This window comes from Stenotrophobium rhamnosiphilum (genome assembly GCF_003052265.1).
Classification (GTDB): domain Bacteria; phylum Pseudomonadota; class Gammaproteobacteria; order Nevskiales; family Nevskiaceae; genus Stenotrophobium; species Stenotrophobium rhamnosiphilum.
Genome location: NZ_QANS01000005.1, coordinates 39,109 through 52,863 on the forward strand (window position 1 = coordinate 39,109; position 13,755 = coordinate 52,863).

At 55.0% G+C, this 13,755-nt stretch carries 10 protein-coding genes; 4 read left to right on the plus strand and 6 right to left on the minus strand.

All coding sequences use genetic code 11. The features are described 5' to 3' along the window. The first annotated feature begins 257 nt into the window (after positions 1 to 257). Both CJD38_RS13095 and CJD38_RS13100 read left to right on the plus strand, forming a co-directional pair. A complete protein-coding gene (locus tag CJD38_RS13095) occupies positions 258 to 3,101 on the plus strand; it encodes a TonB-dependent receptor (protein ID WP_107940818.1) in 2,844 nt (947 codons plus the stop codon). Further along, entirely contained in the window at positions 3,101 to 4,138 is a 1,038-nt protein-coding gene (locus tag CJD38_RS13100) for an NAD(P)H-dependent amine dehydrogenase family protein (RefSeq protein WP_107940819.1), read from the plus strand. The genes CJD38_RS13095 and CJD38_RS13100 overlap by 1 nt, the downstream gene beginning before the upstream one ends. A gap of 18 nt (positions 4,139 to 4,156) precedes the next feature. Here CJD38_RS13100 and CJD38_RS13105 read toward each other — a convergent pair whose 3' ends face one another. From CJD38_RS13105 to CJD38_RS13130, 6 genes are all read right to left on the minus strand, one after another. Next, positions 4,157 to 4,768 (minus strand): TetR/AcrR family transcriptional regulator, encoded by a 612-nt coding sequence (locus CJD38_RS13105; RefSeq protein WP_107940820.1) that lies wholly within the window; start codon positions 4,766 to 4,768, stop codon positions 4,157 to 4,159. 133 nt (positions 4,769 to 4,901) lie between these two features. Beyond that, on the minus strand, positions 4,902 to 6,068 hold the full coding sequence (locus CJD38_RS13110) for an FAS1-like dehydratase domain-containing protein (protein ID WP_107940821.1): 1,167 nt from the start codon (positions 6,066 to 6,068) through the stop codon (positions 4,902 to 4,904). A gap of 27 nt (positions 6,069 to 6,095) precedes the next feature. Beyond that, positions 6,096 to 6,839, minus strand: coding sequence for an SDR family NAD(P)-dependent oxidoreductase (locus CJD38_RS13115; RefSeq protein WP_107940822.1), 744 nt, complete (start codon positions 6,837 to 6,839; stop codon positions 6,096 to 6,098). A 370-nt stretch (positions 6,840 to 7,209) separates the two neighbouring features. Beyond that, the gene (locus CJD38_RS13120; RefSeq protein WP_107940823.1) at positions 7,210 to 8,880 is read right to left on the minus strand and encodes a class I adenylate-forming enzyme family protein; all 1,671 of its coding nucleotides are present in this window, start codon (positions 8,878 to 8,880) and stop codon (positions 7,210 to 7,212) included. 2 nt (positions 8,881 to 8,882) lie between these two features. Continuing rightward, the gene (locus CJD38_RS13125; RefSeq protein WP_107940824.1) at positions 8,883 to 9,506 is read right to left on the minus strand and encodes a carboxymuconolactone decarboxylase family protein; all 624 of its coding nucleotides are present in this window, start codon (positions 9,504 to 9,506) and stop codon (positions 8,883 to 8,885) included. Further along, entirely contained in the window at positions 9,506 to 10,279 is a 774-nt protein-coding gene (locus CJD38_RS13130) for an SDR family NAD(P)-dependent oxidoreductase (protein ID WP_107940825.1), read from the minus strand. Before CJD38_RS13130 ends, CJD38_RS13125 begins: the two co-directional genes overlap by 1 nt. A 223-nt stretch (positions 10,280 to 10,502) precedes the next feature. Here CJD38_RS13130 and CJD38_RS13135 point away from each other — a divergent pair, with 223 nt between their 5' ends. Beyond that, positions 10,503 to 12,137 (plus strand): AMP-binding protein, encoded by a 1,635-nt coding sequence (locus CJD38_RS13135; protein WP_107940826.1) that lies wholly within the window; start codon positions 10,503 to 10,505, stop codon positions 12,135 to 12,137. 9 nt (positions 12,138 to 12,146) lie between these two features. Further along, on the plus strand, positions 12,147 to 13,754 hold the full coding sequence (locus CJD38_RS13140) for an SMP-30/gluconolactonase/LRE family protein (RefSeq protein ID WP_107940827.1): 1,608 nt from the start codon (positions 12,147 to 12,149) through the stop codon (positions 13,752 to 13,754). Position 13,755: the final 1 nt, after the last annotated feature.

Here is a 13,755-nt window from a genome sequence, read left to right on the forward strand (position 1 = left end):
TAAGGTGAGCTGACCAGCGAAGTCCCGACGGATAGCGCAAGCACATCAACATTTCGTGCATGGACAAGTCCATTTCCTACACAGCCTATTTCGGCCTACTTACCTCGGATCAGTTTTTTGTCGGTTACCGCACTCATAGTTATCCGGATAGGTATGCTGTGTTGTGCTACGTAGCCCTAGGTCAATACCCTGCATAAACGCTTGCAAAATGTATTCGTTATTGGCCTGCGGGATTCGTTGGAATAAGGGGAGAGTCAGTGAATAAAATTACAATCGCCGCAACAATTGCGGTAGCAGCAAACTTTGCAAACTTCAGTACCGCTTCAGCACAAGAGACTGCTGCAACCACATCAGATGACGAGTTGACCCAGTTGCTTGGGGAAGTCGAAGCCCCAGCACCATCAGCTCCAGCAGCAAGCAAGCCTTCCGAGGCTGCTGCCGCTCCCGCCTCTGCTGCACCTGCAGAAACTGCCGCCGCGCCTGCGGAAGCTGCAACAGATGCAGCCCCAGTAGCAGCCGCTGCGCCCGCTTCAGCTGACTCCGCCGCTCCGTCCGATACAGCAGCTGTAGCTGCAACCCCAGCTACTGACTCCACGACTCCAGCTGCCGCCGCTGCCCCAGTTGATCCCACAGCAGCTTCAGCCGAAACCGCTGCGCTCTATGACGTGATTGAACTGCCGAAGAAGGAAAAGAAAGTTCCTGTAACACCAGAACCACGACGCGCAGGCATGATTGAAGAAGTCATCGTGACCGCACAGCGTCGCGAAGAAAGCTTGCAGGAAGTACCGATGTCGATCACGGTACTCGACGCCAAGCAGATGTCGAACGCCAACATCACCAATGCTTCAGACCTCGCGACCTACACGCCGTCGATGTCGACCAACCAGCGCTTCGGCGCAGACAACGCAACATTCTCCATCCGCGGATTTACGCAGGAACTGCGTACGACCTCATCAGTCGCAACGTACATGGCTGAAGTTGTAGCGCCACGCGGCCAGAGCTCACAAACCTCCGGCGATGGCGCAGGTCCAGGCGCACTGTTCGACCTTGCCAACGTTCAGGTACTGAAAGGCCCACAGGGCACGCTGTTTGGACGCAACACCACGGGTGGTGCTGTATTGCTCACGCCTAACAAACCGAAAGATGAGTTCGAAGGCTATGTCGAAGTTTCAGGCAGCCAGCGCAATGGCATGCGCGCACAAGGCGCTGTCAGCATTCCTGTGGCAGATACCTTCAAGGTTCGCCTCGCCATCGATAAAAACAAGCGCGATGGTTATCTGATCAACACCACCAAGATCGGCGCCAATGAATTGGGCAGCACCGACTACACATCAGTGCGCGTAAGTTCAGTCTGGGATATCACCGACAATATTCAGAACTACACCATCGGTTCTTACATTACATCCGACAGCACGGGCTACAGCTCACAGCTGTACGGCTGTAATGCAAACTTTGCCAACGACCTGTCAAATTTCTTCCTGGTGTTCTCCGGCGCGCTGCAGGTTCCGCAGTGTCAGGCACAGCTCGATCGTCAGAAAGCTGCTGGGCAGGATGGTTTCTATGATGTGGTCAGCACGATCGCAACACCGATCACCGCCATCAAGGAAAAGCGCCTGATCAATACGCTGACCTGGGATATCAACGACGACATCAAGCTCAAAAACATCCTCGCTTACGCACATCTCAACACCAAGAACGGCTCTGATATTTTTGGCACACAGTTCCCTTACGCTCTCGTTGGCCTGCCACTGGATCCAGATCCAAATCGTGAGTTCAAAACCGGCGTCTCGGTATTGAACCCTAACGAACCCGTTACCAGCCAAGCCACTCTCGTTGGCGAATTGCAGCTGCAAGGCACATCGTTCGATAGCGCAGTGGATTGGCAAGCAGGTCTGTACTATGAAAAGAGCTCACCTGATGGCTTTTCCGGCAATAACTCTGCCGGTCTGATCTCTTGCAACATGGCCAGCCTAGAAGGCGATGGCGTGATCAAGAAGTTTGACTGCTACGACGCACTCCTAGGCCTTGTGGGTGGTGTGCTGGTTCAGCAGTACAAGACGACTTACCTGAACAAAGCGGCTTACTCGCAAGCCACCTGGCGCATCAACGAAGCCTTCAGCGTAACCGGCGGCCTGCGTTACACCTGGGACGACACCAAAGGTTATGGCATCAAAACTCGCTATGGCTGGGTGCTCGGTATTCCGCAGGCTCCAACCACAGTAGTCACCACGCCACACGTCAGCAGCAAAGCGCCAACTGGCTTGATTGAGGTTGACTACAAACCATTCGAAGGCAGCATGGTCTACGCCAAGTACTTGCGCGGCTATCGTCAAGGCAACGTCATTCTTGCAGCGGATCCAGGCGTCGACACTTTCAAGCCTGAGCACGTCAAAACCTACGAAGTCGGCCTCAAGACCGAGTTCGCTGGTCCAGTTCCAGGCCGCGTCAGCATTGCCGCATTCACCAATGATTTCACCGACCAGCAGTTGCAACTTGGCTATATCTCGCCGGGATCTCTGCAGACGACAACAATCGTCAACGCTGGTAAATCGCGCATCCGCGGTATCGAAGGCGATGCTTTCTTCCAAGTGCTCGACAGCATCACCGTCGGCTTCGCCTTCTCGCTGTTGGATACGGTATTGCTTGAGCAGGCAGACCAGACGGCTCGCGTGCAAGCTGCTGGCGGCCCGATTGCAGGAGCCTCGGTCACCCGTATTGCCGACGTTGGCGATGAACTGCCTTACGCACCTAAGCAGACCTATGTAACGAATGTTAGCTGGCGCCTGCCTGTGTCTGAACGCCTCGGCGAGATCGACGTCGGCGCAACATACTCCATGATCGGCAAACAGCGTTCAGCAGCAACCAGTTCTGGCCCTTACGGCATGCTCGATGCGTTCAATCTGCTCAACCTGAATTTCACGTGGACCAAGATCATGAACACGCCTTTGGATCTGGTGGTCTTCGGCACCAACGTACTCAACGAGGAATACACCACCTACACCAGCGGCACGTATAACTTGCTGGGTTACGAGTCGCGCGCAGTCGGCACGCCTCGTTTGATCGGTGCACGCCTCAAAGTGAACTTTGGTGCTTATCAGTAATGGGTAAACCCTATCGCGTAGTGCAGTGGGCTACGGGCAATATCGGCATGCGATCCATGCGTGCCGTTATCGAACACCCTGCACTGATGTTGGTAGGTTTGTATGTTTACACCGACGACAAAGCCGGACGTGATGCTGGAGAAATGTGTGGCCTTGCGCCGATTGGCGTTAAGGCCACACGCAGTATTGAAGAGATCGTTGCGCTAAAAGCAGACTGCGTTCTGTATATGCCGCAGCAGATCAATGCCGACGATTTATGCCGCTTGCTGGAATCAGGCACCAACGTGGTCACCACGCGCACTGAATTCCACTTGCCGAGCGCTGTAGAACCCACCCTGCGTAAACGGATTGAAGAAGCCTGCCAACGCGGCGGTACTTCGCTACACAGCACAGGCGCCAGCCCCGGATTCATTACTGAAGCAGTGCCATTGGCGCTGCTTTCGATTCAACGTCGACTCGACGCGCTACACATCAGCGAATACGCCGATTGCAGCTCACGCAATTCGCCACAGATGATTTTTGAGATGATGGGTTTTGGCAGCGCGCCACATCCACAGGCCGAAGCTGGACGTGTACATCACTTGAAGGGCGCGTTTGGTCCTTCATTGCAAATGCTTGCAGAGTCCCTAGGACTTTCGATCGATAACATCGAGGGTCACGGCGAAGTGGCTTTCGCCAATAAAGACACCGTTATTGCTGCTGGCACCATCAAGGCTGGCACTGTCGCCGCATTGCGCACCACCGTGAGTGGCATCAGCCAGGGCAAGGCACTGATCAATTTCACTGCTGATTGGTATGTCAGCACCGACATCGACAAAGATTGGGATTTACGCGGTGATGGCTGGCGTGTTCGCGTTGATGGCGACGCGCCGCTTGATATGAATCTGCAATTCACCGTTGCGCCAGAACACAAAGCAGCAACCACACCCGGCTACACGGCGCATCGCGCGGTCAATGCCGTGCGTTATGTCTGCGACGCTGCATCTGGCATTCGCACTTCAGCCGAACTGCCGCAGTTCATTCCTGATCTGCGCTAACCCCGATTAATTACGCGATTATTTACGACGTGGTTTGGCGGCAGTAGAAGGCGCTGCTCTGCCCTGTGCTGGCATCACAACCAAGTGATCGTAGATTTCCGAGAGCTCTTCAACGCTGATCGGCTTACTCTGGCGCAGCCACCACGCTAACAACTCCACCGTGCTGCTCGCGACGAGCTGTGTCGTCACATCCGCTGGAGGCCAGGTGTTTGGATTCGGCCAAGACTCGCCAATCTCCTGACAGATCCGCAGAAATTCCAGTCGCAGCGCACCAGCCGCACCGCCCGTGAGCAATGTCGACCACAACGCCCGCTCCTCATCGACGTAGCGGAACAAGGACTCGGACGCTGCCTTCGCATCTTGGCTGTTGAGCATTGGCATCACGAGCGTGATCAATCGACGCAGCTGCGCCGCAGCCAAATCATCCAGCAAAGATTCCTTAGTCGGGTGATGGCGAAAGAACGTGGTGTAGCCAATGCCTGCCTTCGCAGCGATATCGCGGATGGTGATCTGTTCCAGCGATTTCACTTCGAGCAATTCCAACAACGCCAGACGCAATGCTTCACGCGTGCGGACTGCACGTGCGTCACTCGCGGTAGACAGATGTGGGAGAAAAATCTTGTTACTCATCGCTCAGCAGTTAAGGCGTTTGATATGAACCATTATGATTCATAATAATCTTCTGTCGCATCCTGCACAAACAAACAAGGCAGCCCAAATCGACATTGGGCTGCCTTGTCTATTTAAAGCCTGAAGATGCCGATTATTTCTTCGGCAATTCGATCTCAGCCTTGGCCGTTGCCATCACCGTGCCGAGTTGATTGCTCATTTTGCAATCGACCTGCACGATCGAACGTCCTTCTGCGTCGACGGATTTGTCGATCACCGTCGCATCCATGATGGTGATATCGCCAGAGAACGCAGGGCCGCGGTAAGCGCTATTGCAGTGGACAACGCGACCCCACTCGCCTGCCCAACCAGCAAAGTAGTCGATGATCCATGCACCCATTGAAGCGCCATAACCGTAGGCACGAGGCATGCCGATAGTGCGTGCCCATTCTGGGAACAGGTGACCACGTGAAGGGCCGAAGTAAGCGCCGTCGGTGAGCTCAGGATTCTGACGCTCCATCACCGGATCATTTTCATGACCGGCCATGTCCTTGGTGAAACCCAGCGCTTCCAGATCCAGATCGGTACGACGATGCATCGTGCCCCAGATCGTGAAGGCATACGCACGCCATTCAGTGGCGAAGCTGGCAATGCTGTGTGGCCCGAAGATGCGCGTTGGCAGCTTGTCGCCAACTTTGATGTCATCCCAATAACGCTTGCCATGACCGAGCGCATGCAAGGTTTTGACGTAATCGAATTTCTTTTCTTCCAGCTCAGCCAGTTGATCACGAGTCCAAACCGGATCATCCGTTCCTTTCAGCGAACCCATCTCGCGCGCTGCTTCTGCGAGGTAACGGATGCTGGTCGAACGTTGCGTCGCGATCTTCTCGTTCTTCTGGTTGTAGTACATGTTGTCGCCGCGCTGGAAACAAGTCGGGCCCGCAAACTTGGTTTCCTTGACGACGTAATCAAACGGCACGCGCTCGTTGCGAATCAGATCACCAGAAAAAACGCGCGGGCCGTGGAACCACCACTCATCACCGCCGAAGATCAGATGTGAATTTGGAATCGCACCAACGCAGCAAGGCGCCGCGCCGTGACCGTCATCGGTCGCCACTGGAAAAGACTGTGGCGCAACAATACGTGCGTAACGGCTTTCTGCTGCGAAGTCATCGTCATAGTGCAAACGATTCGGGTAATGCATGCCCTGCACCCAGCGGCGGATATCACTACTCGCGACAACATCTCGCGTTCGCGCAGGCTGCATTGGTTTGCCTAGGTATTGGTCGATGTCGGAACAGTCGAGAGTCTTGTCACTCATGTGATGGGCTCGTTATGAATTCTGGATTTAGTTGGAGTAACGGCCGCCATTGACGCTCAGCGTGTGGCCCGTGATGTAGCCCGCGTCTTCGGACGCGAGGAAAGCGATAGCGCCTGCCATGTCTTCCGGACGACCTGCACGCTTCATTGGCGAGGCGGCAATGATGTGATCTACCTTCTCACCCAAACCTGCACGCATCATCGGCGTATCCACGAAGCCCGGTGGCACGTTGTTAACCGTGATGCCCGTAGGTGCGAGTTCTTGCGCGAGTGATTTGGTGAAAGCAATCACGCCGCCCTTAGAAGCGGAGTAATGCACCATCGTCTGTGCGCCAGTCTGTGCGCTGGAGGATGAGACGTTGATGATGCGGCCCCACTTGGCTTCCAGCATGTCGGGCAGAACCGCTTGCGTGCAGATCAGCACGCTCTTGAGGTTGACCTGCATGATGCGATCCCACTGTTCTTCAGTGATCTGCATGAACGGCGTGAATGCGGAGATGCCAGCGTTGTTGACCAGAATACTGACCGGGCCAAATTTTTCGTGAATGAGTTTGACAGCAGCATCAATCTCAACACGCTTCGATACATCGACGCGCGATGCGATCGCTTTAAAACCTTGCTTCACCAAATCATCGGCAGCAGCTTTTGCTGCGTCTTCGTTGATATCCCAGATCGCGACGTTGGCACCGTCTTTTGCGAGACGCTGTGCAGCGGCGAGGCCGATGCCTGAGGCAGCGCCGGTAACAATGGCGGTTTTACCTGCGAGTGACATGATGCTTGAACTCCTCTGCATGATTTATAGGCGCAGCTTGCGAACCTGTTCATGGCCTTTTCATCCCTGCGGCGGAGAGCCATTGGGTGCAGGGCAAGAAAGCGGGCGCGCCGCTTGGTGATTCCAAGCAAGCGACCGCTGACGCCGCCATGTATCCAATGGCTCCCGCCCCGGAGGGCTGTCGCCTCAAAAATTGCCATGCGTCGTTGCTCCTCCGTGATTTAGCGCAACTAAACTTCCTCCGTCGCGCCTAGCCTGGCAATTTTTGAGGGGACAGCGCAGGGATGAAAAGGCCATGAACAGGTTCTTAGCAGCAACGCTAAAGCAAGCGTCACCACTAGTCAACATCACTGTTGATTAACCAAGAAATTTAACTGGCGGCCAAGCGTTTTGAAGCCAGTTCACGGAGCTGGGCGGTTTTGATCTTGTTGGACGAGGTCATTTCAAGCTCAGACTCTTGCAAGAAGATCACGCGCCGAGGGAGCTTGTAGCTCGACAATTGCGTTGCAGCGAAAGCCCTGACGCTCTGCTCGCTTAGATCGGCGCCTTCGCCAGGTACTACGCAAGCCACCACCATCTCACCCAAGGTGTCATGTGGAATGCCTACTGTGGCCGCAATCTTGATACCCGGACACTGCACGAGCACCGAGTTAATCTCCAGCGGCGAAACATTCGCACCGCCGGTTTTGATGATGTCATTGAGACGGCCCTGCCAATGTAAGCGGCCGCGCTCATCGATGAAGCCGCCGTCGCCCGTGCGGAAGAAACCTTCTTCATCGAAAGTTTCTTCAATCGGCATACGCAGATATCCAATCATCAACGTCGGGCCCTTCACCGCAATCTCACCCGCTTGACCCAACGGAACAACCTGCCCGCTCAATGGATCAACAACGCGAATGGTGTTACCTGACACCGGCAAGCCGTTATTGCCTTCAGCATCAGCGGCAGGCGTACCACTCGGATACACCGTCACCAACGTGAAGGTTTCAGTGCTGCCATAAGCAGACATCGGCTCCTGCCAGTTGCTCTTCACTGTTGGATGCGCGCGCAGTGGCGAAGTCTCACCGACATAGCGCAGCGAACTTAGATCGGTCGTCGCATACGCAGGGTCATCAACCAAGCGCGGCCATTGATGGGGCCAAGCTAGCGGCAAGGAAACGCGTTCACTTTGAATAAGGCCTAGTGCTTCGCCCGGTGCGAAATTGCTTTGCAGAACCAAGCAACCACCGGCGGCAAAGGTCGCACCAATCGCCATCGCGAAGTTGCCGGACCAAAAGAATCCATTTGCCGTCCACGTACGAACATTGGGATCAATGGCAAAGAAATTGCGCCATCGCCAGCACTGCAACGCAGCGGCGCGATGCGTGTGTTGAATCGCTTTTGGCTTTGCAGTGGAGCCAGACGAAAAGAAAATAAATCCGCGATCTGTCGGTGCGATTTCAGCACTCATCGCGTTAATCAGCGTGACGGATGCCAGGGGGCCGCCATGCAAGAAGTCTTTCCAGCTTTCGAATGCTCCTGACGTTGGCGCATCACCAATGCAAACTGCGCGACGCAGATGCGGCAAATGATCCGTAAACATCGGCGCCTTTGCAGTGCCCAGATCCGGACACAGTTCGACCAACTCCTTGGCGAAATCACGATTGAGCACTGCGCGTTCAAAAATCAGCAATGAAACGTCCGCTACGCGTAGCTGATATTCCAACTCCGGGCCCTTACCGAAGGTGCTCAAGGCCACGCAGGTCGCGCCAGTCAAAGCGATGCCGAACATCGCCGTAACCCACTCCGGGCGATTGGTCACCATCAACCCAACACGCGTGTCTTTGGTCACGCCGCGCGCGACGAGTGCACGCGCTACCGTTAATGCTTCTTCTAAAACCTGTGAATAGTTGAGACGAACGACAGTGTCATCCGGAAACTTGTAGACCATTGCCTCTTTTGCAGCATTCGCTGCGCAGACTTCGCGCAGAAAACCACCCAGCGTCAATGCGCCGACTGCGTCTTCAGATAGAGGCTTACCGCGGATGATTGAAGTCGTCATATTTATGTCTTTTGTTCGTACATGCGTGCCCTGACTTCGTCAGACAGTGGCGCAACACCGGGCTCAACCTGAGCACCGAGCGTTTTGAACATCATTGCAGCAATTTCATAGCAACCGATGGCATAGATCATGTCGATGATCTGTTCGGTGCTAAAGCTCTGTGACAGGCGTGCAAACGTTGCATCGCTGATACAGGCATCGGCCATTAGTTCATCGGCCGCACGCACAAGATCAGCATCAACAGGATCCCAACCGGCCCCATCGGGGCCGTACTGCAAACGCTCAATGTCGGCGTCCGTAAGACCCGCACGTAACCCGAGAACCGTGTGCTGAATAAACTCGTATTCCGATCGACGCAGCCAGCTAATTCGCAGAATCAATAACTCACGAATACGCTTCGAGAGACTGCTTTTGATCGAGACGTGATTGTTGAAACCCAGAAATGCCTTGGTCGCCGCTGGATGATTCAGCATCACACCCAAACCATGCATGCCACGTGGATCTTTCTGCCAATTGGCCAAGACAAAATCGCGCGCAGTGGGAAACGTGCTAAGCGCATCGAGTGCCTGTTCGTCCCAGTCTGCAGGCAGCTTGGGCGCAACACGTGGCTTGATTTCTTTTTGCATTATTTCGGCGTCCACGTGGACGAGAGCGCACGTTCGGATAAGTATTTGGTGGAACTCCAACCGCCATCGACAACGATCGTCTGGCCGTTGATGAAGCTGCCGCCGGGCGAACACAGGAACGCAATCGTGCTGGCGACGTCATCGACCTGACCCAAGCGCGTGTGTGGCGTCATATCGACATTCATGCGACGGAAGCGCTCGTCCTCAAGACGCCCTTCTGTCATCGGCGTAACAGTGACGCCAGGAGCAACAGCATTGCAACGCACGCCCGCAGCACCGTACTGACAAGCGATGTGCTGGGTCAGTCCGGTCAATCCAGCCTTGGCCGCCGAATAAGCGCCGCCACGCAAACCACCCAGCATCGCAAAAGTCGATGTGACGTTGATGATCGCCGAGCCTTTCGGCATATGTGGCAACACTTCACGAGCCAAGCGGAATGGCGCGCGGAGCATCAGGCCCAGAAAATGATCGAGCATCGCGTCATCGGTTTCGTGTAAAGGCTTGGGGCTGCCAATGCCGGCGTTGTTGATCAGGAAATCAATCTTTCCAAAGCGCGACACGGCAAAATCTGCAACCTGACGAGGCGCTGCGTCGGCAGTTAAATCTGCGGCCAATGTTGCAATGCGATCTGGATTGCCGATGGCGGCAGCCAATTCAGCAAGCTTTTTCTCGTCACGACCTACACCCACAACAGACATGCCCATTTCAGCAAGCTTTACAGCAGTACCGAAGCCAATGCCGCTGCTTGCGCCTGTGACGATTGCTACTTGCATGATGCATTCACCCTTGATCGATTCGCCTAGGGATCATACTGGCTCAAAAACACCAAACGTACCTTCCCCTGATATCTTAAGAATGTAGAACAGTAAGGCCATATCTGTATTGATCGGCTCGGTCACGGCCTTTGACTGCACATGACATTTTGTGCGCCACAGGAAACTTAGGCTTTTGTCCTGCGCTATAAAGTAGCTTGCTTGCCTTGCCTGAGCGGTCGTAATGCCGAATGAAATAACCGCCAACCGAAAGACCATCTCCGGACGATCGATTCGTTGGGATGAAGCGCGCGCCGCGCGTGCCTATGCCGAAGGCCACTGGATACACCAGACCTTGGCTGACGCACTGCAACATGCCGCCAAAAAGACACCCGACCGCGTCTTGTTGATTGATGACAATCAGCGCATCAATTGCGCTCAGCTTCATAGCCAAGCCACACAACTCGCACATGCAATGTTGAGCCGTGCGCACACAGGCAGCGTGGTGTCGTTTCTGCTGCCCAACTGGCATGAAGCCGCTGTGATTTATTTGGCAGCAACCATTGCTGGAATGGTCGTGAACCCCATCCTGCCCTCGCTGCGTGATCATGATTTGCAGTTCATTCTGAAAGATGTGAACACTCGCCTCGTTTTTGTGCCCGCACAGTTCCGGCAGCACGACTATGTCGAGATGTTGAACCGAGTCGTTGCACAGCTTGAGTCACCTCCCGAAGTGGTGGTGCTTCGCGGCGACGCAGGTCCGCACACTGCTTACAACGCTTTGCTACAGCAAGGCGACGACAGCACCGGCTTGCCTCTGGTGAATCCCGATGCAGTGCGAATGGTGCTCTATACCTCCGGCACTACCGGACGTCCAAAGGGCGTGCTGCACACACACAACACGCTGCACGCATTGCTGTGCCAAATTCGCCAGCATTGGTTGGTAGAACCGGGTGATAAATTTTTGGTGCCTTCGCCAATCAGTCATATCGGTGGTTCGATCTACGCTTTCGAAAGTCCGTTATTACTCGGCACCACCGCCGTGCTGATGGAGCGCTGGGATGCAGCCGAAGCCGTGCGCATCATCGAATCCGAGCGATGCACCCACATGGCAGGCGCAACACCATTTCTTCAGCAACTGTTGAACGCCTGCGAAACTGCGGGCACACGCCAACCCAGTCTGAAGGTCTTCATTTGTGGTGGCGCTTCTGTTCCGCCATCACTCATCCGCAAAGCCACCGATTACTTTAAGAACGCGGTCGTTACCCGTGTTTACGGCTCAACTGAAGTTCCTGTGACCACGGTCGGTGCCACCCTCGCTAACGAAACTACACCAGCCGCAGACACTGACGGTCGACGTGGCTTTGCAGAAATAAAACTGGTCGGTCACGGATCAGCACCGCCTAACGAAGGCGAAGTGCATGCACGCGGTCCACAAATGCTGGTGGGCTATCTGCATCAGGAAGACGAAGCCGCATCATTTGATGCAGAAGGCTACTTCCGCACCGGCGATCTCGCACGCATGCAAGACGATACTTACCTCGTCATCAACGGTCGCGCCAAAGACATCATCATTCGAAATGGTGAAAACATTTCACCGAAAGAAGTGGAAGATATTTTGGTCGGTCATCCACAGATTGCAGAGATTGCGATTGTCGGCGTTGCAGATAGTAAAACTGGCGAACGTGCCTGCGCTGTTATCGTCATCAAAGGTGCCGATGCACCTGATGTCGACAACCTACGCAATTATCTAAAAGCGTTAGGCGTTGCCAGCTTCAAGGCACCCGAGCAAGTCGCCATCTGGGACGCGCTACCCAAGAACGATGCAGGAAAAGTTTTGAAACATCAGATTCGCGCGACGCTCGCGCAGAACGCATAAGGAGACAAGATGTCGATCTCAACCGGACGCTATCCGACCGAAACATTGCCGAGCGCCGCTGAAGGTTGGACGCTGCAACGACTCACAGCACCGAGCCGTCTGTTCGGCGCCAACGGCCTGCGCACCGGCCCTGATGGTCGCATCTATGTTGCGCAAGTTTCTGGCAGCCAGATCAGTGCGATTGATATCGCTAACGGCCAGATTGAAACGATCAGCGCGAAAGGAAGCGACATCATTGCGCCTGACGATATCGCCTTCGACGCCAACGGAAATCTGTTCGCAACCGAAGTCATGGACAGTCGCGTTAGCATGCGCAGCAAAGATGGCCGCACGCGCATCCTGCGTGACGATCTTCCCAGCGCGAACGGCATCACCGTGCATCAAGGTCGTCTGTTCGTCGGCGAATGCCGCATCGGCGGACGCATCATGGAACTCGATCTCAACGGCGGCGCTCCGCGCGTGCTGGCGAGCGATGTGCCAATGCCTAATGCGATGGAAGTCGGTCCCGATGGTTTGCTGTACTACCCGGTCATGGGCACTAACGAAATTTGGCGTATTAATCCAGAAGGCGGAGCGCCAGAGAAAGTTGCTGGTGATCTCGGCGTACCAGACTCAGTGAAGTTTGATGCCGAGGGCTACATTGTTTCCACACAAGTGGCTTCAGGCCAGGTTCTGCGTATCAATCCGCGCAATGGCGAACGCACTGTGCTGGCACAACTCGAGCCGGGTCTCGATAACCTGACTTTCGTTGGCGAGCGCTTGTTCGTCTCTAACTTCAATGGCCAGATCAGCGAAGTTACTTCCAACGGCACAACGCGAACGCTATTGCCGCATGGTTTCAACGGACCGTTCGATATCACCGTCGATAGCAGCGGCAAGATCTACGTTGCTGATGGCCCCAATCTATTCCAACTACTGGCAGACGGAACGACTAAATCGCTGGGCATGTTGTTTACGCCGGGCTATCCGGGATACACGCGTGGCCTTGCTGCGACTGGTGACGGTGAACTCATCGTCGCAACCGCTGCTGGCCAGATTGCGCGCTATCGCCCTGCGCTCAATGAGAGCGAAGTTCTGGCGCAAGGGCTCGACCAACTCTATGGTGTTGCTGTCACTTCAAGTGGCGCTGTGATCACCGCCGAACTTGGCACGGGTCGCGTACTCGCGATCAAATCTGACAACGTTGAAGTGCTCGCTGCGAATCTGCGCGATCCACTTGGCATCGCGATTGATGCCAATGACGCCATCCTCGTTTCTGAATCTGCTGGCGGCCGTGTTGTGCGCGTGTTGGGTTCAGGCGTTGAAACTGTTGTCGATGGCCTGCAAAACCCGCAAGGGATTCTGGTGCGCGATGGCCTGCTCTATATCGTCGACGTCGGCGCTAAGACTGTCATTGAGTACGACCTCAAGAAAGGCGGTCGCCGCATCATCGCTTCTACACTGCCAGTCGGCGCACCACCGGGTGTTGTTGCCAAACCGCTACGTGGATTCCCGCCGTTCACGGGACCGATGGGCCCCTACGCGGGTATCGCTGCTGGTGCTGATGGAACGCTTTATATTTCGGCCAACGGTGATGGCAGCGTACTCGCCTTGAAAGTCGCTGCTGCACGCGGATAAA

What these genes read in the sequence shown, in the direction of transcription:
- CJD38_RS13100 (WP_107940819.1), top strand. Translation starts at nt 3,101, where the DNA reads ATGGGTAAACCCTATCGCGTAGTGCAGTGGGCTACGGGCAATATCGGC.
- CJD38_RS13105 (WP_107940820.1), bottom strand. Translation starts at nt 4,768, where the DNA reads ATGAGTAACAAGATTTTTCTCCCACATCTGTCTACCGCGAGTGACGCA.
- CJD38_RS13110 (WP_107940821.1), bottom strand. Translation starts at nt 6,068, where the DNA reads ATGAGTGACAAGACTCTCGACTGTTCCGACATCGACCAATACCTAGGC.
- CJD38_RS13115 (WP_107940822.1), bottom strand. Translation starts at nt 6,839, where the DNA reads ATGTCACTCGCAGGTAAAACCGCCATTGTTACCGGCGCTGCCTCAGGC.
- CJD38_RS13120 (WP_107940823.1), bottom strand. Translation starts at nt 8,880, where the DNA reads ATGACGACTTCAATCATCCGCGGTAAGCCTCTATCTGAAGACGCAGTC.
- CJD38_RS13125 (WP_107940824.1), bottom strand. Translation starts at nt 9,506, where the DNA reads ATGCAAAAAGAAATCAAGCCACGTGTTGCGCCCAAGCTGCCTGCAGAC.
- CJD38_RS13130 (WP_107940825.1), bottom strand. Translation starts at nt 10,279, where the DNA reads ATGCAAGTAGCAATCGTCACAGGCGCAAGCAGCGGCATTGGCTTCGGT.
- CJD38_RS13135 (WP_107940826.1), top strand. Translation starts at nt 10,503, where the DNA reads ATGCCGAATGAAATAACCGCCAACCGAAAGACCATCTCCGGACGATCG.
- CJD38_RS13140 (WP_107940827.1), top strand. Translation starts at nt 12,147, where the DNA reads ATGTCGATCTCAACCGGACGCTATCCGACCGAAACATTGCCGAGCGCC.